The sequence below is a fragment of the Mycobacterium kyorinense genome, assembly GCF_001672775.1.
In the GTDB taxonomy this organism is placed as follows: Bacteria; Actinomycetota; Actinomycetes; order Mycobacteriales; family Mycobacteriaceae; genus Mycobacterium; species Mycobacterium kyorinense_A.
In genome coordinates this window covers 1-20,502 of record NZ_LZKJ01000150.1, presented here as the reverse complement: position 1 = coordinate 20,502, position 20,502 = coordinate 1, and the positions used below count along the sequence as shown (strand labels likewise).

Sequence of the window (20,502 nt, the reverse complement as noted above, 5' to 3'; positions counted from 1 at the left end):
CGCTGCGATGGCTGCGTGACCGATTCGCCGGGCGGGACCTCAGTGCAGATCGTGCTCGCACCGGGTGGCCGACGCTGCTCACCCCCTCGACCTGGCTTGGCATGCTCAAGCTCGGCGTCATCACCGCGAAGGTCATCGCCGGGCGATGACCACGCGGCAGGTCTCACCGCTGCGGTAGCGGGCGGGAACGCACCAGCGTCGGCCACCCGGTGCGAGCACGATCTGCACTGAGGTCCCGCCCGGCGAATCGGTCACGCAGCCATCGCAGCGCCATGGGCGCAGACACCGGGTGCAGCAACAGGTGGCCGCAGAGTCGATCCCGGTGATAGGCGACCACGGCTCCGGCTTCCTGGTAGAACGCAACGAGCTTGTCGATGGCGTCGACGCTGATGATGTGGTCATGCACCGCCTGGATGACAAACACGGGTGGGTGAGGAATGGACTGGCCCAACTTGGTCGCATCAAAGACATCGCGCACGTCGGGCAAATCCCACAGCTCGTCGGCAGACATATCGACGTATGACCCGATGTCAGTGCCGCGCAGGCGCCAGACGGCCTGCGCCGTTGTCATCGTGTGGAGCTCGTCGAGCAACTGCTTGCCCTCGTCGCTGGCGTGTTCGTCGACGACACGTTGCGCGCCGGGGAAAACGTGGGTCAACGCCGCGATCATCAGCGCGGCCAGGCCGGCGAAGTATGTGCGGTTGAGGTGGCGTGCGACGCTGCCGCAGTCACCGACCGGTGAGCCCAGTACCGCGCCGACGATGTCGAGTTCTGGAGCGTAGTCCGCGTTGTGTTCGGCCGCCCACGCCGAGGCAAGTCCGCCGCCGGAGTATCCCCACAGCGCGATCGGAGCTGCAGGTGTCAAGCCCAGCCGGTCACAGTGCAACGCCGCGCGGAGGCCGTCGAGGATCCGGAAGCCGGGCTCATGCGGCGCTCCCCACATCCCGTGGCATCCTTCGTGGTCGGGCACCGACACCGCCCACCCTTCCGCCAGCGCGGCAGCGACCAAAAGATATTCAGACTGGACGAACGCCCCGATCGGCTTCGCGCCGCGGCGCAGTGCGTATGAGGGAAAGCATCGCGGGTTCACCGCGTCGATTGCGCATTGATACGACAACACCGGGCAGACACGCTCCGGATCACGTCGTTCGGGCAGCAGCACGGTAGTCACTGCGACCTCGGGCTTGCCGTGCAGGTCGGTGCTGCGATACAGCAGCTGCGTGGCACGCACCCGCTGCGGGATAACGCCCAGAAATCCCAGCTCAACGTCGCGGGACCGGAGCAAATCTCCGGGGTTCGCATCCTGATAGCCCGGGGGCGGTTCATAGAACGGGTCTTCGTCGGGCGCACGCAGTCGAGCGTCGCGGCGAAGGTTCTCATGAGGCACGCGGGGTGCCGCGTGAGCTGCTGCAGTGAAGTTGTCGCTCATCGCCAACCGCTCTCCCCCTCGGGCGGACGGCGCGATGGCCATCCAAGTCGTTACCGCGGACTACCCGTGAACGAGTGTTCGCTAAACGTCGCGTCGAGTGGCCGTCAGACCTCAATTTGAGGGTGCAGGCGGCTGATTGTCCACACCCGTTGGCGCCGCGCCATCAGTGCTGCGCCACCGAGGAAGACGACGAGAAAACCGGCCAGCACAGCGAAGTCGCGCACTAAGTTGCCAGCGAGCCCTCCCGACACCGTCACCCGCAGACCATCGACAAGGTAGGTCATCGGGATGAACGGATGGACCGCGCGAAACGGTGCGGGGGTGGTCTCGATGGGATAAAGCCCGCCGCATGCGGTTAACTGAATGATCAGCAATACCAATATCAATGCGGAACCGATGACGCCGAAACTCATCCGCAGGAAGTGATCGATCGCTACGAACGCCCCCGCCGCGAGCACGAGCAGCGCCGCCGACAACAGCGGATGCTTCGGGTCAAGACCCAGGCAGACCCAGGTCACCGCCCAAAGCACAAGGCCGCCAACAGCTGTGACGGCGGCGACGGGCAGCCATCCCGCAGCGGCAACCGTTAGCGCACTCACCCGGCCGGCAAGCGCGCGCAAGTTCAGCGGCCGAAAAAATAAGTAAGCGGCCAGTCCAACCACCCACAAGGCGATCGCGAAGAAGAACGGCGTCAGCCCGCGCCCGTAGTCCCCGGCGGGGTTCAGGTTGTCCATGCTGATTCCGACCGGAGAGCCGAGCACATCGGCCGCCGCGGCGGTCTGCTGCGGGCTGGTCTCGGGAATCCGTTGCAACGCACCATCGATCACGTTGGCAATCTCGACGGCGCCGCTATTGGACTGATCCGCACCGGTCTGCAGTGTCCGGCTGCCGCTTTGCAGCGCGCCCAGCGCGGTGGAGATCTCCGCCGCACCGCTCGAGACCTGCCGTGCCGCGGCGGCCAGCGCATGCAGCTGGTTGGCGGCGCTGCGCGCCGCTTGTTCAAGAGCGGGCGCCGGCGTGGGTGCGCTAGGCGGCGGAGCGAAATTCGCAGCGGCGCCAACGGCCATGTCGCGCACGGCTTGTGACCGCTGCAGCGCGATCACCAGTAACGGATCAGCACCGAGGTCGGGATGAGCGTCGGCGAACTGCTGGAGCGCGGCCGCGCCTTGCTGCGCGGCCTGCCCAATCCGATCGGCGCCACCCAGCGGCCCGCCTGCAGCATCGGAATGCGCGAGCGGCCCAAGGACTGAGGGGATTGTTGCGACGGCGGCGTCGGTGAGCCGGGTGATGGCCTCGTCGGTAGCAGCACTGGCCTTGGCCACCTGCGCAACCCCTCCGGCGATCGCCGCCGAGCCCGACGACACCGCATCAATGCCCTGCGTCAACGCCGCGCTGCCCTGCTGAGCCAGCACGGTTCCGTCCACCAACCGGTGAGCACCCTCCGAGGCCACCTTCAACTGCTGGTTGACCTGCGACAGGTCGCCGTAGATCGCGCGCGCATAGGCCGCGTGCGCTGCGCTGTTGACCTGGCTTTGCAACTCGGCTTTGGCGGCCTGCGCCACGATCCCGACCACATAGTTGTTCGCGTCGTTGAGGGTGATGGCCATGCTTGCCCGCTCGGGAACGGGGTTTTCCGCGCTGGCCAGCTTCTTGCTGAAGTCGGGCGGGACAGTGATCGTGAAGTAGTAGCGGCCATGGATCAGCCCGTCGCGTGCATCTCCGGCGTCGGTGAAGTGCCACTGAAATGCGTTAGACGCCCGCAGTTGCTGGCTGAACTGCTCCCCGGCATTGATCAGCTGCCCGTTGGCAACCGCGGGCTGGTCTTGATCAACCACGGCAACCGGGATCTGGCTGGCCCTGCCGTAGGGATCCCAGTTGGACCACAGATAGAGCGACCCGTACAGCAGGGGAACCAGCGCCAGACCCACGGGTATCAGCCAGCGCAGCGGCCGACGGAACCGCCGGAATTCCAACAGGGCAAGGCGTAGGACGGTCATGGTTTGTCCTCCGGTGCGGCAGGGATGGTGTCGCGTTCCAGCGGGTGCGGCAATACCGTCACCGCGATATCCGACTCATCAGGTAGGTCGGGGATCTGGGTGGAGCTGGCCACCACCGTGCACCCCGACGCGGCCAGACCCTGCAAGGCGGCCCAGACGTGTCGGCCCTCCTCGGGACCGCAATCCGCATCGGCGTTGTCAACGACGACGGCGGATGGCTGCTCGGCGGCTGCCAGACTGATCGCAAGCAGAGTGCGGTCACGCGGGCGCAACTCGTCGACAGTGGCCGACGCGGGCACATCCAGGCCAAGACTCTCGAAGAGCTCATGCACGACCTGCCGGGACGCCGACGTCCCGCCGATCATCGCGCGCTCGGCGATGAGATCCTCCACTCGCAGGAATTCGTCCAGGTCCACTGCGGGTGGTGCTTGAGCGACCGCGACACATCGCTGCACCTGGCGGGCGTCGCCGGGTAGGACATGTGCGCCCACCCGCACCGTGCCCGTCACCAACTGCATCCGCCCGGCAAGCGCCAGAAGCAACGCGGTGCGCCCCGACCCGCCGGGACCCGCGACTATCGCCAACTGCCCGGCGCCGACGTCAAGTGAGACGTTAGCGAAGGCACATCCCTTGGGCCCACGGACACTGATTCCCCGCGCGATGATCTCCACGCCGCTAAATTCCACCGCCACCCCCAAGAAACCTCGCACCGTCTTCGGAACCAGCTGCCTTGTACCCAGAAACCTAACGCCAGCGGCGGCGTGTACCGCCGCAGTCTCGCGGGTTAGTGTGCTTGGGTCGGCCTCAGCGAACAAGCCGATAGAACGGTTGAGCAAATTTCATGACCGCAGCAGCAGAGGCGTCGGCGATGGAATCGCGGGTCGGCCACTACTACCAGATGGATGGCACCTACCTGGTCGGCCGCGAAAAGCTCCGCGAGTACGCCCGGGCTGTGCAGGACTACCATCCGGCGCACTGGGATACCGTCGCCGCCGCGGAATTGGGATATTCGGACGTCGTAGCGCCGCTGACGTTCACGTCGGCCCCCGGTATGACCTGCAATCGCCGCATGTTCGAATCGGTGGTCGTCGGTTACGACACCTACATGCAGACCGAAGAAGTCTTCGAGCAGCACCGCCCGATCGTGGCCGGCGACGAACTGCACGTCGATGTCGAACTGACTTCGGTACGCCGAATCGCCGGCAGAGACCTGATCACCGTGACCAACACGTTCACCGACACTGCCGGCGAGCGGGTGCACACCTTGCACACCACCGTCGTCGGTGTCACCGCCGAGGATGTCGATCCGGCGATCAAGGCGGCCGTACACCACGTGATGATGCACGATGTGGACATTCTCGCGGTCGGTGAATCCGATGACGCGTACCAGAAGACGGTGCGTCCTGAGGGGGAGATTCGCATCGCCGACGGCTCGAACCGCATGCCGGGGACGCCGTCTTTCGACGACGTGGCGGTTGGCGACGAGCTACCGGTGCGCCATATGCGACTGTCCCGCGGGGACTTGGTGAACTACGCCGGTGTGGCCGGCGACGCCAATCCGATTCACTGGGATGAGGACGTTGCCAAGCTGGCCGGGCTGCCCGATGTGATCGCGCACGGAATGCTCACGATGGGGTTGGGTGCCGGATTCGCCTCCGCGTGGTCGGGCGACCCCGGTGCGGTTACCCGCTACGCGGTGCGACTGTCGGCGCCGGCGATCGTGACAGCCGCCGAGGGCGCCGACATCGAATTCAGCGGCCGGATCAAGTCGCTGGATCCCGCCACGCGCACCGGCGTCGTCATCGTCGCCGCAAAGTCCGCCGGCCGCAAGATCTTTGGCCTGGCAACGATGAACGTCCGCTTCCGGTGACCGGCCTGTCAGCCCGGGACGCTAGCTTGCAACGACGCCAGCGCGTCGGTGCTAAGCCGCGCTAACTCCTCAGCCTCTGCCGGGTCGAGAGAGCCGGCGAAGATCTCCGCCATCCGCCGGTTGGTCGTCTCTTCGACCTGTACGAAGCGGTCCTTCTTCTCTGCGCCGTCCGCAAACGGTTCGGGCCAGCCGAACATCATGGTGTACTGCGGCCCCTTGTTGAGCATGTGCGCCTCGACCGGGGTGATTCCGGAGATGGTGAGCGCGTTGAAGTGGACCCCTGCGCGCAGTTCCCGCAGCACGAACATCACCTGCAGCGCCCGGGCGGGGGCATCGTCGGCCAACGGCATCGCGCGCCAGCCGGCGAACAACGGCAACCCCGCAATCGGCGTCGTTGCGATGATCTTCTCTCCCAGCGCGGCGATACGATCCAACCCCTGCGCGCCGGACAGGTACTTGCGTGCAAATCCTGCGGTTTGGTCCGAATACAGTTGCGCCGCAGCGGCAGCACCGCGCACCGCGATGCCTTCCTCCCACATCGCACTCAACGCATTCGGTTCGAACACCGCGAACACCGCACTGATGGTGGCTCCGGTGACCTCACCGAGCACGCCCCCGCGGCCGGCGACGTAGCCCGCCAACGGATTCTGATAGCCGGCGGCGACGCTTTCACCCAAGGTCTCGGGATGCAACATGAAAACCGCGACGGCTTGCTCCATCGCCGCTCCCGCCGTCGCGGCAGCATCCAGCATCTCGGTGTCGCTCATGGTCTTGGCTCCTTCTTGGTGTCTTGTGCTCATCGTGGATCATCGGGCGAGGTCCCACTGGCCGAAATCGGTTGCGAGGACGTCGTTCACGTCGACGTGCACGCCGTCGATCGTTAACCCCGGGTCGGACGCGGTGACGACTTCGCGCTGGAACAGCACGGCCGCTGGCTCACGCTGGCCTCCCGACCACCCCTTCGTCTGCCACGCCCACCGATACCCCGGAGTGGTCGAAGCTCCGATGACACCGTCGCTGATCGCCCAGGCGCACTGGCGAACACCGCCATAGATTCCGGTGCGAGCTACCCCCAACACCGAGTTGATTCCGCGAAACCAATCGACTGCCAAGCTTTTCCACGTCGTGGCGTCGACATCTTCATCGACGCTGAAGAAGATTGGCGCGGACGTTGGGCCACCGGCGGCGGTGTGCAGTTTCACCGCGGTCTGGGCGTCGGCTACACCGCCGTCGTAGCCGCGGGTGAAGTCCGATGGCGTCGGCCATCCGGGCTTGCCGAACTGGTAGCAGCTGACGATCTGCAGGCCGGCCGCCCGGAGCCGGTCTGCATAGTCGCGGGTGACGGGTTTGAAATCGAAGTCGGCGCCCGGCCGCGACTCGGACACATAGACCAAGGCCCCGTCGAGGCCGGCCGACTTGATCTGCTCGGGCTGGACCAACCGTTCGGTGAAGTCGACGAGCTGCAGACCCTCGGCGGCGGCCCTCGGTGTGCCGGCTGTCGCGGCGAGGGCGCCGGGAACGGCCAGTGTCGGCGCGAGCAGCGCCGCATATTTCAGGACGTCGCGCCGGGACGCGGGTCTCGTCACACGTGGAAGCGTATCCGCGCATGGCGGAGTTAGGTCGTCGATGAACCATTCGTTGGCCCGGTTTGGCGCCCAATTCTGTGGAAGGCTAATTTCCTGGGGTGATGTCTTCAGCTGCTAGCGCGCTCGCGCGGTGGATCACCCCGTTCCTGGCGGCTGCGGCCGTCGTCGTTATCGGCCTCGCTACCGATCCGGTGCAGGTGCCGTCGATGCGCCTGGCCAGTGGCGGGAACCCGCTGGACGGCAAGCCCTTCTACGTCGATCCGGCGTCGAAGTCGATGCGCGCCGCCCACGGTGCCAATCCGCCCAGTGCCGAGCTGACGGCCATCGCGAACACGCCGCACGCCTACTGGATGGACCAGGCGTCGACTCCCGCGGTGGACGCGAAGTACATCGCCACGGCGCAGGCTGCCGGCGCGGTGCCGATCCTGGCGCTGTATGGGATCCCGCATCGTGACTGCGGAAGCTTCGCAGCGGGAGGATTCGGGTCGGCGGCAGCCTACCGAGGATGGATCGACGGCGTCGCATCCGCCATCGGCACCGGACCCGCCGCCATCATCCTGGAACCCGACGCGTTGGCCATGGCCGACTGCTTGTCACCCGACCAGCGCCAGGAGCGCTTCGACCTGATCCGCTACGCCGTTGACACGCTGACCAGCAACCCGGCCTCGACGGTCTACGTCGACGCCGGCCACTCGCGTTGGGTGAGCGCCGAGGAGATGGCCGCTCGGCTCAACCAGGTCGGCGTGACTAAGGCCCGAGGCTTTAGCCTCAACACCGCGAACTTTTTCACCACCGACGAGGAGATCGGTTACGGCGAGGCGATTTCGGGGATGACCAACGGATCGAACTATGTGATCGACACGTCGCGCAACGGCGCCGGACCAGCCGACGGCGACCTCTCGTGGTGTAACCCGACCGGCCGTGCCCTGGGCGCCCCGCCCACCACGGCGACAGCGGGCGCGCACGCCGACGCCTATTTATGGGTCAAGCGTCCGGGTGAATCCGACGGATCATGCGGCCGCGGCGAACCTCAGGCAGGCACCTTCGTCAGCCAGTACGCGATCGACCTCGCGCGCAACGCCGGGCACTGAGGCTTCACGCGACTTTAGTTCTGCGACGCTACTTGGCAGCGAGCCTGACGACCTGGTTTCCGTGGTGGTTGATGACGTAGACGTTGCCGTCGCCGTCGACGGTGATGTCGGTCGGGCTCAGGAGTCCGCTGAACGGCAACTGGGCCCAATCGCCTCCGCCAGCAAACATCCGGGACACTGTGTTCGTCTGCGCGTCGGTGGCATATAGATTGCCCGCAGCGTCGACTGCTAGGCCGCTTACGTGGTCTGGCACGCCAACGACCGGCTCGGCAGTCGTTGCGTTCTTCGCGATCTTCACAATCTTGCCCATCATGGACACGAAAAGGTTGTCGTCAGCATCGATCACCATGTGTCCCGGCCCGTTGACACCCGCGACGGGAAGCTCGGTTGGGGCGGTCGCGCCGGGGGCGAGTTTCAAAAGTTTTTTGTGTTGGACGTCGCCAAGGTAGACCGTGCCATCTTGCGCCACTGCGATGTCGCTGAATTGTTGAAGCTTGTCGAAGGGCAGCGGTTTCGGGGTGGTGGAGCCGGGTGTGATGGTCTCGACAACACCTTCAAAAGTGACGAAGTACAGCGCGCCGTCCGGCGCAACCGCCAAAGTCAATACGGTGGGATAACCGTTGAGCTTTAACGGGCTCGGGTGGGACGCCCCTGGCGCCAGCGTCGAGATCCCGGGGGCGCCGCCCAGGTAGAGGACGTTCTTCGCGTCGACTCCCATCACCGTAAAACCCGTCGCATCAAACGGAAGCGTGGTCTGCTTGCCCGTCTGCAACGGCACATCCGCCGTTCGGGAAGTCGGCGCAGAGCCCGGCGAACACGCCACCAAGAGACTGGCCACGACGATGGCGGCTACGCTGGGGAGGAATCCGAGCGCAGCCTGTCGCCGCCACCACCACGGGCGCAGTTTCGCCTTCTCCGTCTCCACGTCGCGGATTTTAGGCTTGTTCTCGCTCGCAGGCGCGAACCGCTCAGTGATAGCAGACCTTCGGGTCACCAGGCTGGCGCCACGTCACGCCTTAGCCCAGGAAACTACGCCCGCCGCGGTGTGGACTACGCATTTTCCAGGGTGCGGCGGACCGCTTTGTCGCGCGATTCTCATCCAGTGCGATCTTGACCGGCATGCGTTCCCCAGACGGCGCCCACCGATCGGTGTGGCCGTCGTCCCGCATATCAACGATCGAGGAGAACAAAGATGAGCCTGGACAACGCCTTATCGGTGGGCATACAGGGGCGCGCCGAGTTGGTTCCGTCGCGCTACGCAGTCCAGGTCGGCGACATTGAGATGCTGGTGATCAGCGACGGCGTGTTGCCGATTCCGGCTGCGACCATGGCCGTCAACGCCGACTCGGACGACCTGGCGGACTGGCTGACGGGCATGTTCTTGCCGCCGGATGTCATCGATTGGCCGCTGAATGTGGTGGTGGTCCGAAGCGGCGGTCGAACCATCCTCGTCGACGCCGGTCTGGGCGTGGAGTTTCCGGACTTCCCGCGGGCGGGGCAGACGGTGCAACGTTTGGAGGCCGCCGGCATCGATCCCGCATCCGTGACTGACGTGGTGCTGACCCACTTGCACATGGACCACGTTGGTGGACTGCTCACCGAAGGGCTAAAGGCACGGCTGCGTCCGGACTTGCAGATCCATGTAGCGGCCGCCGAGGCCGAGTTCTGGGAGTCGCCCGATTTCGCCCGCACCCACATGCCGCCGCCGGTGCCGGACGCGCTTCGGTCGATCGCGTCACGGTTCTTAGATGAGTACCGCGGCCAATTGCTTCCATTCGAGACGGAGTATGAGGTGGCGCCGGGAGTGCTCGTCTGCCGTACCGGCGGCCACACCCCAGGGCACAGCATCGTCCGCCTGGCCTCCGGTGGCGACCGGCTGACATTCGCCGGCGACGCCATCTTCCAGGTCGGGTTCGAGAATCCTGAGTGGCACAACGGATTCGAACACGACCCCGAAGAAGCCGCTCGCGTCCGGCTACGCCTATTGCGAGAACTAGCATCGACAGGTGGGTCGCTTGTTGCGACTCACCTGCCGTTCCCGTCAGTGTGCCGGGTGGCGTTCGCAGGCAACGCCTTTCGGTGCGTACCGACCGTCTGGGACTACTGACGGTCGGAGAAGGGCGCTCTGGGGAGCGAAAGCATTCGTTGGTTTCTCACCGCGCCATGTTCGCGAAACGCGACAGATGCAGCTGATGAGCGACGGTCACCGTCTTGGTGGGACCGTTGCGGTGCTTGGCCAGAATCAAGTCCGCCTCGCCGCCGCGTGGGTCGTCTCGCTCGAAGGCATCCGGCCGATGCAGCAAGATGACCACATCGCTATCTTGTTCCAAACTATTATGCACACCGATTCCATTTGCGACGAAATTGTGCGTGTCACTTACGGTTCCGTCGTAAACATCCATCTCGCCGAGGCTCGTAATCTCTACGATCTGATCCCAGAACACATCGCTTGTGGCTAGTGCATGCACGTCGCGGTCTTCAAGCAGCGCCGCGGCACGGTGTAGGCGACCTCGGCTGGGTGCGTGCTTCCACATCGTGGATCCGCAGAATTGCGTGCCCATGGCAGCAGCGAACTGCCGATGCGTCATCTCCTGGCTTATCAACGATGTCTTGACCTGAGTCCACACTTCTTTTGGCACGGTGTCGAGGTTGGTGTTACGGACGACACGCTCGAGTTGAGTGAGCACCTTCTGTGCTGCAACGGCTTTCATACCGTGTGCGCCCACTTGGTGGAGGAACCTCGTCTGGTTCTCCGCACCGTAGATGCACAAATGCCAGCAGTCGCGGTATCCCGCCTTCCGGACCCGCTTGATCCGAGCGAATACCCCGACGCGAAGCAGCAGGGCAGCAACGTCATCGACCAGACGCCGGCTCGTCGACGCATAGTAAATACGCGCCTGGCTGACTTTGTTATCCCACGAAACCGATCCATCCGTGGCCCACAGATGCCGCAGAAACAATGCCACTTGGTCGGTCGGCAAGGCGAAAACTGCTTGTGGCACGAACTTTTCATAGCTCCGCAGTCCAAACAGACCGAGCTCGTCCAGCCACGCCGCAATGGGATTGCGTCGACGATGCGTCAAGTGATACGGCGCCGGCAGCCTCAACGTGGTCACTCGTGCTGCGGGATACTCGTCGCGGACTGCGGTTACCCCGAAGTGTGCTGCAGCAATCGTCACGATCGCCAGGTTGGCTTCATCGACCGACGCATACCGGATCGGTTGGTTCTTCACACACGAGCCATCGCCGATCATGTGTGCCAGCAGAATGATCTCCGCCTCGTCCATCCGTTGCGTGTCAACCGGTTCCGGGACCCACCGCGGTACGGCAAGCCGGTCACCAACCATAAGCTGATCCAACGACGTCCAGCCGTCGAGCGTCATGAACGGATGGTTACCGGTGGCCTCCACTTCACGTCCCGACGCCAGCCGCAGCCGGAACACCTCCTTGCGGCCACTCGGGAAGACGTTGGTCATGGGACGCGCCACCATCCGCAGCTGCTCGTCGAGCGACCAGACCAGCGGCCGCTCGCCAGTGTGCATCAGCTCACCGAAGGTAACCTCGGCGCCGGTGTCGGCGCGCAGGATGCGCGTCGCAGCGGTCAGACAACCCGATTCACGAAGGTCGGCCAGCATCGGCCTCTTGTCGGTGCGCTGCTCGGGGCCACGGTTGAGCTGGCTGATGGCGATGACCGGGACCTCAAGCTCCTTGGCCAGAAGCTTTAAGTGCCTTGAGAACTCAGAAACCTCGACCTGGCGCGACTCGAACTTCTTGCCCGAGGTCATCAGCTGCAGGTAGTCGATCACGATCAACCGTAGATCTGATTTCTGCCGCAACCGCCGCGCCTTGGCGCGGATCTCCATCATCGTCAGGTTCGGTGAGTCGTCGATAAACAGTGGCGCTTCGCTGATTTCGCTCATCCGCCGAGCCAGCCGGGTCCAGTCGTCATCGCTCATGCGGCCCGAACGCATGTCTGCCAGTTTGATTTTCGCCTCGGCCGACAGCAGCCGCATCACGATCTCAGACTTGCTCATTTCGAGGGAGAAGATGACGCTGGCCATCCGGTGCTTGATCGAGCAGGACCGCATGAAATCCAGTCCAAGGGTGGAGTTGTGCGTAGGCACCATGCCCCGGCCAGCCAAATACAGGCTGGCACCATTGTCGACCTGCACACAGCGCACCGGAACGCTGGTCACCCGACGCACCGCATCCAGCTGCAGCACCGGCGCCATCAGCGTTGTGCTGCCTGCGGCGTAGCGTCCAATTGAACCGGCACCAGCGATGGTGTCCAGCCCGCACCGCAACTGGGCCGTGGTTCGAACGCCGTAGCCCGTTGGCCACTGATGCTCGGCGTCGGCAACAATCACTGTGCCGTCGGAGAACTCGACCTCATAGCAGGGGCGGCCCAGCATCACCTCGGTGGCGGCTACTACCCGTGTCGGTTGGCCGTCGGCGCTGAGCAACAGATCACCGACGGCGACATCGCCCATCGTGGTCCAGCCGGTCGGCGTCGGCAGCGGGGTGTCCAGCGCCAGCGCCTTGCCGACACCAGGTCGAGCCGCGACGATAATCATCTGTCCGGGATGCAGACCGTTGGTCACCTCGTCGAGCTCGACGAACCCGGTCGGCACCCCGCGCGCCAACCCTCCGTTGGAGGCGATCGCGTCGATCTCGTCCATCGTCGGCTGCAGCAGATCTTCCAGCGGCACAAAGTCCTCGGAGAGCCTGCGGTCGGCCACGTCGTAGATCTCGGCCTGCGCCCGGTCGACCACCTCGGCGACGTCGGCGCCCTCCGCGCCGGCATACCCGTACTGCACCACCCGGGTGCCGGCTTCGACCAGCCGGCGCAGCAGCGCCTTCTCGGCCACGATGCTCGCGTAGTAGCCGGCGTTGGCTGCCGTCGGCACCGTCGAGATCAAGTCGTGCAGATACGGCGCACCGCCGACCCGGCGCAGCAGCCCGCGGCGGTCCAGTTCGGCGGCGACGGTCACCGCGTCGGCTGGCTCCCCGCGCCCGTACAGGTCGAGGATGGCGTCGTAGACGTTCTGGTTCGCCGGCCGGTAGAAGTCGCCTGGCCGCAACCGCTCCAGCACGTCGGCAATGGCGTCCTTGCTCAGCAGCATCCCACCGAGCACCGACTGCTCGGCCGCGAGATCCTGCGGCGGCTGGCGGCCGAAGTCCTCGCTGGGGGCGCCCGTGCCGGGGTTCCCGAGATCGTCAACGACCGCCATGAGCTCCCCACCTCCTCCGGCACATCGGTCGAACGTTCATTCGATCCCCGATGACGTGAACGCTAGGTCAATGCACCGACACTGCCGAGCGCCGGGTTGACGGTAAAGGTTGCTGGCAAGGACTCCAAGTGGTGCTGTTTATGAAGCTGTGCATCGACTGTGCATATCTGTCAGCGGCCGTGTTGAGGGGGTGTGGAGAACCTGTGGAGCACTGTCGAGCGGGGCGGCATTACTGCAGATAAGCGCACCACAACGGCACGCAAATTGTGTGGATGGGAATCTCTTCGGCGTGTCGTGTCAGGTTGCCGACTCGGGCGTGTTGCGTTGCGGCTGCCTATGCCACCCGTTAACAGACGGTTACGTTCGCTAACGGGCGTCCGCGCAGAAAAGTTCGCCAGCCCAACGCCGACAACCCCGGCGGAGCCGGTTGGCTCGCACCGGGGCGCGGGGTAAAACGGGTCAGCTTTCGGCGACGACGTCCAGCGCGATCTCGACGTTGACGTCGGGATGCAGATGCACCGCGATCGGGTGGATACCGAGCGCCTTGATGTGCGACTTGGGCAGCCGGACGATGCGCTTGTCCAGGTTGGGGCCGCCGGCCTTCTTGATCGCGGCCACGACGTCGCCGGCCGTCACCGACCCGAACAGCTTGCCGCTGTTCCCGGACGTCTTGACCGGCAGTGACACACCGTCGAGCGCCTCGATCGCCGCCTTGAGTTCGTTGGCGTGGTCCAGGTCGCGCACCTGCTTAGTTTCGCGGGCACGACGAATATCGTCGACCTGCTTCTGCGCGCCCCGAGACGCGACGATCGCCAGCCCCCGCGGCAGCAGGAAGTTACGTCCGTATCCGTCTTTGACCTCGACGGTGTCACCGACGGAGCCGAGATGGTCGACCTCGGCAGTCAAAATCAGCTTCATCGTTTCGTGCTTTCGTTTCTGCGGTGCGGATTTACCGCGACGAGGAGGTGAAGGGCAGCAGCGCTACCTCGCGGGCGTTCTTGACCGCGAGCGCGATGTCGCGCTGGTGCTGTACGCAGTTGCCGGTCACTCGGCGAGCGCGGATCTTGCCGCGCTCGCTGATGTAGGTGCGCAGCAACGTGGTGTCTTTGTAGTCGATCACTTGGTCCTTCTTGGCGCAGAACACGCACTTACGTGTCTTGACCGGCTTTTCTGGAGCCGGACGCCGCTTATTGGACTTGGCCATTGTTTGTCTCTTTCGTTCTGTCGTTCAGGTATCAGAAGGGAGGCTCGTCGTCACCGCCGCCGAACGAGCCGGAGGCCGGGGCACTGCCCCACGGGTCGTCGCCGCCGCCGGCTGCGGGAGCTTGCGCCGGGGCCGGACGGGATCCGCCGCCACCACCGCCGAAGCCGCCACCACCGCCGCCGCTGCGACTGACCTTGTTGACCTTGGCAGTGGCGTAGCGCAGCGAGGGGCCGATCTCGTCGACCTCAACCTCGAACACCGTGCGCTTCTCGCCTTCGCGGGTTTCGAAGGAACGCTGCTTGAGCCGGCCCTGCACGATCACCCGAGAACCCCGGGTCAAGCTTTCGGCGACATTCTCGGCGGCTTCCCGCCAGATGTTGCACCGCAGGAACAGCGCCTCGCCGTCCTTCCATTCCCCGCTTTGACGGTCGTAGATCCGCGGAGTGGAGGCCACGGTGAAGTTGGCCACCGCAGCACCGGACGGGGTGAACCGCAGTTCGGGGTCAGCGGTCAGGTTTCCGACAACGGTGATGGTGGTGTCACCAGCCACAACGACCTCCTGGCATCGGCGGGTGGATTGTCATTTCGCTGAGCCTACGCAAGGGCTGTGACGCCCCGCGACCATTCGCCCACAGGCGGGCTAGTGCTTGTCGGTGCGCATCACCTTGGTGCGCAGCACCGATTCGTTGAGGCTGAGCTGACGGTCGAGCTCGGACACCGTCGCCGGCTCGGCTTTGACGTCGATCACGGCGTAGATGCCCTCGGGGTGCTTCGCGATCTCGTACGCGAGCCGGCGCTTGCCCCAGATGTCGACCTTGTCCACCGTGCCGCCGTCCTTGCGGATGACATTGAGAAAGGTCTCCAACGACGGAGCTACGGTGCGCTCGTCGAGAGTGGGGTCAAGGATGACCATGATTTCGTATGGACGCATGGGAACCTCATCACCTCCTATGGTCGTCTGCGGCCACGGTCTGCTCCGTGGCAGGAGGGTCGCCTGCGTCGGCAACCGACTCAGGCTACCGGACAGGGCGTGGGCTGCGAAATCGCGGTACGCCGCCTTGCCGAGCGGCCACTTATGACACGCTTGCCGTGCTGGCGCGGGGCATAACTTCCCGCTCGGGCCGGTCAAGGCCGCGACGTGGCTGCAACAGCTGCGGCAGCCAGCCCGGCGGCGCATCGCCGGCCCGGTCGAATACTCCGCCCGCCGGGTCGTCGATACGCCCGCGCCAACGGACCAGGTCGTCGTCGGTGCGATAAATCTGGCGGACCACCATCGCGCACAGCACCATCACCGCGATATCACGCACCAGGACTGCGGCGGTGAACCACTGCTCGGGCAGGCCGCGGTTGGGCACGCCGTAGAGGTAGTACATCCGCGGGACCCACACCAGCGCATCGAGCGTCATCCACGCCAACAGCACTCGGCGGTGCGGCAATGCCAACACCGCAAGCGGCACCAGCCACAGCGAGAACTGCGGGCTCCACACCTTGTTGGTCAACAAGAACGCCGCAACCACCAAAAACGCCAACTGCGCCACCCGGGGCCGCTGCGGCGCGGTCAATGCGATGTAACCGATTGCCAGGCAACACAATACGAATAACACCGCGACGACACTGTTCAGCACCGTCGGCGGTTGCCAGAACCCCAGGGAGGGGTCGAAACCCGGCCAACCGGTGAACGATTTGACGACGTTGTACAGCGAATCCATGTCGTCGCCGCGGCGGGTGTTGAGCCGGAAAAACTCCGACCAGCCGCGCGGGAACAGCACCATCACCGGCAGATTCACCAGTAACCAGGTCGCCACCGTCGCGGCCGCGGTGCGGGCGAGCTCACCCAGGCGCCCGGTCCTGATGCCCAGCACCAACAACGGGCCCAACAACAACAATGGGTAGAGCTTGGCGGCCACCCCGAGGCCGATGAGCACACCGGCCCACACCGGTCGTCGGCGCGACCACGCCAGCAGGCCGCCCATCGCGAAAGCCGTTGCCAGCGCATCGAAATTGGTGAACATTTGAAAGATGATCAGCGGCGACGCGGCGACCAGTGCCGCATCCCACAGCCGCCGGCCTGATAATCGCGCGGTGGCCCACACGGTAGCCAGCCACGCCAACGCCAGGCCCAGCGCAGCGACGTCGAAGAACACCACCACTTCGGCGATCACCGGCAGCGGGATCAGCTTGCTCACCGCGGTATAGGTTTTGGCCAACGCCATCGACACGTACTGGTAAACCCCGGTTAACACCGGATACTCCATATAGCGCACCGCGGGCGGGCCGTCGTAACGAACCTGCGGTTTGCCGCTGGCGTCGGTCTCGACCCAGCTCGACTTATAGGGAAACTTGCCCTGGCTCAACAACTCTGCGCCGTAAAGCGGCACCGTGTCGGAGTAGCACAGCTCGTAATAGGCCCGCTGATTTTGCCAATTGGCCACCCGATGGTCGCCCGGCCCTGACCCGGTGGTGACCAGGCAAGGCGCCTTGGTCGACCATCCCAACGCCATGAACACCAGCGCAAACACGAACATCACCCGCAACGGCGTCCACAACCTGGTCCGGCCGATCAACGCGTGCCGGCCCACCGGACCGCCGATGACACCCGCCAGCGCCGAGCCCAAAAAGTCGGTGCGGCTGGGACAATCGCGGTCCTCGACAGTACGCAAGTCAGCAGCCAGCGGCCCCGGCGAAACCGTGGCGGAGCGACCTGGCGACGCGTCCGTCACGGCGGCGGCGGAACAGGCGCCTCGGGTGCACCGGGCGCCGGCCCGACGGGGACAGCGGGAGCGGCGGGGATGGTCGTGGGCGGTCCGATTGGGATGGTGATGCCCGGAGCCACCTCGATGCTGGGCTGGATGACCGTCCCGGGCGGCGGTTCCTCCGGTTTGGGTGGCGGCGGTGGCGGCGCAGCCGGGACACCCGCGTACCCACCGATTTCGGTTGGCTTGGGGAAGGATTCGTTGTTGGTGCCCTTCAGCGCACCGTCCATCGTCGCCTTCCAGATATCGGACGGCAAGCCCGAACCGTAGACCGGCGAACCCCATTTGTTGACCAGTGGCTCGTTGTCCTCGGTGGTACCCACCCACACCGCCGTCGACAACGACGGGGTGTAACCGACCATCCAGGCGTCCTTGTTGGCATCGGTGTCGCCCAACTGAGTGGTGCCCGTCTTGGCCGCCGACGGCCGACCGCCGGCGAGGTTGTGCCCCCGCGAATACCCCGCGATCGGTTGCATGGCCGACGTGACGTTGTCGGCGACGGCCTTGTCGATGCGCTGTTCGCCGGAGTTGTCCGACGTGCTGGCGTCGAAAAGCACCTTGCCGTCAGAATTGACCACCTTTTGCACGAAATGGGGCGCGTGGTAGACGCCGGAATCAGCCAGTGTGGCGTACGCGGAGGCCATGTCGATGACCCGAGTCTGATACTGGCCCAACACGATCCCGTTGTTCGGCGGACCGCCCTGACCGTCTTCAGACAGGGTGTGCGGCACCCCGGGGAAGCTGGTCGCAATGCCCGCTTGGTGTGCGGCCTCGGCGACGTCTGCGGGGCCGTTTTTCAGCTTGAGCATCAGCCGGTAATACGAGGTGTTCAACGACCGTTTGAGCGCCTCGGCGATGTTGCACGTTCCACAGCTTTCGCCCTCGACATTGCTGATCTTGATGCCATCGACCGTGAGCGGCGAGCTGTCGACCTGATATCCCAGCCCGATGCCTTGTTGCAACGCGGCGATGAGGGCGAACACCTTGAACGACGACCCGGTCTGCAGCCCGGCCTGAGCGAAGTCAAAGCCGTAGGCATCCGTGCCGCCGTAGTAAGCCTTGACCGCGCCGTCATGCGGGTCGATCGAAACGACCGCGGCCCGCATGTCGGTTTCCTGGCCCTCGAGGTACTTCGACACCGCCTTCTCGGCGGCTTTCTGGGCCTGCATATCGATGGTGGTGGTGATCTGCAGTCCCTGCGTGTTGAGGGTCTGCTCGTCGATATTGAACAGGTCGAGCAGCTCCTTGGTGACCTGCCGCTCGATCAGACCGTTAGGCCCGGTGGTTTGGTTTTGGGCACTGGCCTGATCCGGCGACACTGTCACCGGAAACTCCTGGGCAGCACGGTCCTTCGGCGTCAACGCGCCGGTCTCGACCATGCCGTCGAGCACCCAGTTCCACCGGATCCTGGCACCGCCCGGGTCGACGGCGGGGTCCAGCGTCGACGGGCGCTGGATCAGTGCGGCCAGCAGCGCCCCTTCGGCGACGTCGAGTTGCTCGACGGGTTTGTCGAAGTACGCCTTGGCTGCGGCTGAAATCCCGTATGCGCCGCGGCCGAAGTAGATGATGTTGAGGTAGGCCTGCAGCACATCATCTTTGGGCCACTCCCCCGACATCTTGGTGGCGATGACGAGTTCTTTCGCCTTGCGGATCAATCCGCCCACCCCGGCACGCTGCGAACCCACCAGCGCGTTCTTGACGTATTGCTGGGTGATCGTCGAGCCACCCTGCGTGTCACCGCCGAAGACGTTGTTCTTGACGGCCCGCGCGAAACCCGAGAGTGAGAACCCCGGATTGGAATAGAAGTTGCGATCTTCGGCGGCGAGCACCGCCTGACGAACGTGCACCGGCACCTGGTCGATGTTGACGTCGACCCGGTTGCCTTCGGGCGGAACGATTTTGGCGAGTTCTGAGCCGTCGCTGGCCAGGATCGTCGACACCTGGTTGGTCCGGATGTCTCCGGGGTTGGGCACGTCGACGATGAGGTAGGCCATCGCGAACGTGACGATCGGCAACAGCAATACCACCGCCGCTGTCACGTAGAGCCCCCGTCGGACCCACATCCAGTTGATCCGCCGCAGCCAGGTCCAGTCCAGCTGGCGGAACCACTCCCAGCTCGGCTGTGCCGGGCCGCGGGGCGGCGGGCTAGGCGGGCCGCCGCCGGGCGGTCGGCCGCCGCCACGCCGCTCACCGCGAAAGTCGTCCCGCCCGCTCCTCTCCGACGGGCTGGCGTCCAGCGCGGCCTTGACCGCCTCGATCGGGTCACGCAGTCGCTGTGACCGGTCGTCGGTGACCGGTGGAAGAACCGTCGTCAATCGGTCGTCGGGCGGAACGGGACGGCGCTGCCGCGGGCCGGAGGTTCGGTTCCCACCGCGGTCCTTGTCACGCTCCGACCGGCGCTCGGACTCACCGTCGGCCGCTGACCCGCTGGGGCCGTCAGTGGCTGACCGGTCTTGGCGCCCTTCGTTATTCACTGGCCGTGCGGGCGCCGTTGCGCGCCGTCCGCGTGCTGCGCGATCCCCCCGGCGGGCTGGCGGGGCGTGCGGTGCCAAGCACGTACGACTTGACCAGGTGATTCCAGCTGCAGGTCCGGCAAACCTCCACGACGTGTACCGAGAACTCCTCGTAGCGCGAGGCGAGCATCACAAGCTCCTCAGCGGTGCGCGCAGAACCGGAAACAGCGCCCAGACGGTCGCCGAATACCCACGACACCAACGTGAGCTGCTCTTTGCGGCAGATCGGGCACATCACCGCGCTGGGCTTGCCGTGGAACTTCGCGGCGCGCAGCAGATACGGGTTGGCGTCACACACTTCGGACACCCCGGTTCGCCCCGAATAGACCTCGGCCAACAGCGAGCGACGCCGAAGCGCATAGTCCACTACCTGTCGCTGCAATCGCACGCCCACCAGAGTACGACGAGTGACCGAGTACCGATGTGTGACCGACCCGGCGAACGAGTTCGAGCTGCGCGTTTCTGCGTTGCGGCGCACTGTGGGCTCTACGATCATCGCCGTGGCGACGCGGCAGACGACGGCGACCCGGGCCAAAGACAGCGACCGGGACGACACCTGCAAAATCCTCGACGGCGCACTCAACGAGGGCCAGCTGTCCATGGAGGAGCACCGCGAGCGGATCAGCGCGGCCACCAGTGCGGTGACACTCGGTGATCTGCACACGTTGGTGGGTGATCTGCAGACCGCCAGCGCCCCGGTGCAACTGCCCTCACTCGCCAAATCCCCGGCGCTCGGCAGTCGCGGTATCGCGGTGGCCGCGCTGGTTGTCGCCGTGTTGCTCGGCATCGGAATCGGCTGGGGTCTCTACGGCAACACCAGCTCACCGC

General features: G+C 65.2%; 18 protein-coding genes and 1 pseudogene. 5 read left to right on the top strand and 14 right to left on the bottom strand.

All coding sequences use genetic code 11. The features are described 5' to 3' along the window. Positions 1-149 (top strand): annotated as a pseudogene (locus A5707_RS24590) (lipase); the annotation flags it as partial. A gap of 14 nt (positions 150-163) precedes the next feature. Here the strand turns inward: A5707_RS24590 and A5707_RS16980 are convergent. The 3 genes from A5707_RS16980 to A5707_RS16970 all read right to left on the bottom strand — a co-directional run bounded on the left by A5707_RS16980 (position 164) and on the right by A5707_RS16970 (position 4,118). Next, entirely contained in the window at positions 164-1,429 is a 1,266-nt protein-coding gene (locus tag A5707_RS16980) for a lipase family protein (RefSeq protein ID WP_082969517.1), read from the bottom strand. Positions 1,430-1,533: 104 nt separating this feature from the next. Continuing rightward, positions 1,534-3,426 (bottom strand): YhgE/Pip family protein, encoded by a 1,893-nt coding sequence (locus A5707_RS16975; protein WP_065015627.1) that lies wholly within the window; start codon positions 3,424-3,426, stop codon positions 1,534-1,536. Further along, entirely contained in the window at positions 3,423-4,118 is a 696-nt protein-coding gene (locus tag A5707_RS16970) for an ATP-binding cassette domain-containing protein (RefSeq protein ID WP_197495348.1), read from the bottom strand. The genes A5707_RS16975 and A5707_RS16970 overlap by 4 nt, the downstream gene beginning before the upstream one ends. 149 nt (positions 4,119-4,267) lie before the next feature. Here A5707_RS16970 and A5707_RS16965 point away from each other — a divergent pair, with 149 nt between their 5' ends. Then, positions 4,268-5,296 (top strand): fused (3R)-hydroxyacyl-ACP dehydratase subunits HadA/HadB, encoded by a 1,029-nt coding sequence (locus A5707_RS16965; RefSeq protein WP_065015625.1) that lies wholly within the window; start codon positions 4,268-4,270, stop codon positions 5,294-5,296. Positions 5,297-5,304: 8 nt separating this feature from the next. Here the strand turns inward: A5707_RS16965 and A5707_RS16960 are convergent, their stop codons facing one another. Further along, positions 5,305-6,063, bottom strand: coding sequence for an SCO6745 family protein (locus tag A5707_RS16960; protein WP_156658067.1), 759 nt, complete (start codon positions 6,061-6,063; stop codon positions 5,305-5,307). Positions 6,064-6,102: 39 nt separating this feature from the next. Next, complete coding sequence (locus A5707_RS16955; protein WP_065015623.1) at positions 6,103-6,882, bottom strand: DUF1906 domain-containing protein; 780 nt, start codon at positions 6,880-6,882, stop codon at positions 6,103-6,105. Between the two features lie 101 nt (positions 6,883-6,983). Here A5707_RS16955 and A5707_RS16950 point away from each other — a divergent pair, with 101 nt between their 5' ends. Next, positions 6,984-7,973, top strand: a complete 990-nt coding sequence (locus tag A5707_RS16950; RefSeq protein WP_082969515.1) for a glycoside hydrolase family 6 protein — start codon at positions 6,984-6,986, stop codon at positions 7,971-7,973. A gap of 28 nt (positions 7,974-8,001) precedes the next feature. Here A5707_RS16950 and A5707_RS16945 read toward each other — a convergent pair whose 3' ends face one another. Continuing rightward, entirely contained in the window at positions 8,002-8,898 is an 897-nt protein-coding gene (locus A5707_RS16945) for a hypothetical protein (protein ID WP_156658065.1), read from the bottom strand. A 267-nt stretch (positions 8,899-9,165) separates the two neighbouring features. Here A5707_RS16945 and A5707_RS16940 point away from each other — a divergent pair, with 267 nt between their 5' ends. After that, on the top strand, positions 9,166-10,080 hold the full coding sequence (locus tag A5707_RS16940; protein WP_065015620.1) for an MBL fold metallo-hydrolase: 915 nt from the start codon (positions 9,166-9,168) through the stop codon (positions 10,078-10,080). A gap of 46 nt (positions 10,081-10,126) precedes the next feature. Here the strand turns inward: A5707_RS16940 and A5707_RS16935 are convergent, their stop codons facing one another. The 8 genes from A5707_RS16935 to A5707_RS16900 all read right to left on the bottom strand — a co-directional run bounded on the left by A5707_RS16935 (position 10,127) and on the right by A5707_RS16900 (position 20,062). Continuing rightward, entirely contained in the window at positions 10,127-13,204 is a 3,078-nt protein-coding gene (locus A5707_RS16935) for a replicative DNA helicase (protein WP_065015619.1), read from the bottom strand. 459 nt (positions 13,205-13,663) lie between these two features. After that, complete coding sequence (gene rplI, locus A5707_RS16930) at positions 13,664-14,122, bottom strand: 50S ribosomal protein L9 (RefSeq protein ID WP_065015618.1); 459 nt, start codon at positions 14,120-14,122, stop codon at positions 13,664-13,666. A gap of 31 nt (positions 14,123-14,153) precedes the next feature. Further along, positions 14,154-14,408: a 30S ribosomal protein S18 gene (gene rpsR / locus A5707_RS16925; protein WP_065015617.1), complete on the bottom strand. Its 255-nt coding sequence runs from the start codon at positions 14,406-14,408 to the stop codon at positions 14,154-14,156. A gap of 31 nt (positions 14,409-14,439) precedes the next feature. After that, complete coding sequence (locus A5707_RS16920) at positions 14,440-14,958, bottom strand: single-stranded DNA-binding protein (RefSeq protein ID WP_065015616.1); 519 nt, start codon at positions 14,956-14,958, stop codon at positions 14,440-14,442. A 90-nt stretch (positions 14,959-15,048) separates the two neighbouring features. After that, positions 15,049-15,339, bottom strand: coding sequence for a 30S ribosomal protein S6 (gene rpsF / locus A5707_RS16915; RefSeq protein ID WP_065015615.1), 291 nt, complete (start codon positions 15,337-15,339; stop codon positions 15,049-15,051). A 142-nt stretch (positions 15,340-15,481) separates the two neighbouring features. Then, positions 15,482-17,128, bottom strand: a complete 1,647-nt coding sequence (locus A5707_RS16910; protein WP_065015614.1) for a glycosyltransferase family 87 protein — start codon at positions 17,126-17,128, stop codon at positions 15,482-15,484. Further along, positions 17,125-19,635: a transglycosylase domain-containing protein gene (locus A5707_RS16905; RefSeq protein ID WP_065015613.1), complete on the bottom strand. Its 2,511-nt coding sequence runs from the start codon at positions 19,633-19,635 to the stop codon at positions 17,125-17,127. The genes A5707_RS16910 and A5707_RS16905 overlap by 4 nt, the downstream gene beginning before the upstream one ends. Next, positions 19,628-20,062, bottom strand: coding sequence for a DUF5318 family protein (locus A5707_RS16900; protein WP_065015628.1), 435 nt, complete (start codon positions 20,060-20,062; stop codon positions 19,628-19,630). The genes A5707_RS16905 and A5707_RS16900 overlap by 8 nt, the downstream gene beginning before the upstream one ends. A 112-nt stretch (positions 20,063-20,174) precedes the next feature. Here A5707_RS16900 and A5707_RS16895 point away from each other — a divergent pair. Next, the coding region (locus A5707_RS16895; RefSeq protein WP_156658071.1) for a DUF1707 SHOCT-like domain-containing protein at positions 20,175-20,502 on the top strand (328 nt) is incomplete at its 3' end.

Bases quoted from the DNA above. Each gene is read 5' to 3' on its own strand.
- A5707_RS16980 (WP_082969517.1), bottom strand. From the start codon at position 1,429: ATGAGCGACAACTTCACTGCAGCAGCTCACGCGGCACCCCGCGTGCCT.
- rpsF (WP_065015615.1), bottom strand. From the start codon at position 15,339: ATGCGTCCATACGAAATCATGGTCATCCTTGACCCCACTCTCGACGAG.
- A5707_RS16940 (WP_065015620.1), top strand. From the start codon at position 9,166: ATGAGCCTGGACAACGCCTTATCGGTGGGCATACAGGGGCGCGCCGAG.
- rplI (WP_065015618.1), bottom strand. From the start codon at position 14,122: ATGAAGCTGATTTTGACTGCCGAGGTCGACCATCTCGGCTCCGTCGGT.
- A5707_RS16950 (WP_082969515.1), top strand. From the start codon at position 6,984: ATGTCTTCAGCTGCTAGCGCGCTCGCGCGGTGGATCACCCCGTTCCTG.
- A5707_RS16960 (WP_156658067.1), bottom strand. From the start codon at position 6,063: ATGAGCGACACCGAGATGCTGGATGCTGCCGCGACGGCGGGAGCGGCG.
- rpsR (WP_065015617.1), bottom strand. From the start codon at position 14,408: ATGGCCAAGTCCAATAAGCGGCGTCCGGCTCCAGAAAAGCCGGTCAAG.
- A5707_RS16965 (WP_065015625.1), top strand. From the start codon at position 4,268: ATGACCGCAGCAGCAGAGGCGTCGGCGATGGAATCGCGGGTCGGCCAC.
- A5707_RS16975 (WP_065015627.1), bottom strand. From the start codon at position 3,426: ATGACCGTCCTACGCCTTGCCCTGTTGGAATTCCGGCGGTTCCGTCGG.
- A5707_RS16935 (WP_065015619.1), bottom strand. From the start codon at position 13,204: ATGGCGGTCGTTGACGATCTCGGGAACCCCGGCACGGGCGCCCCCAGC.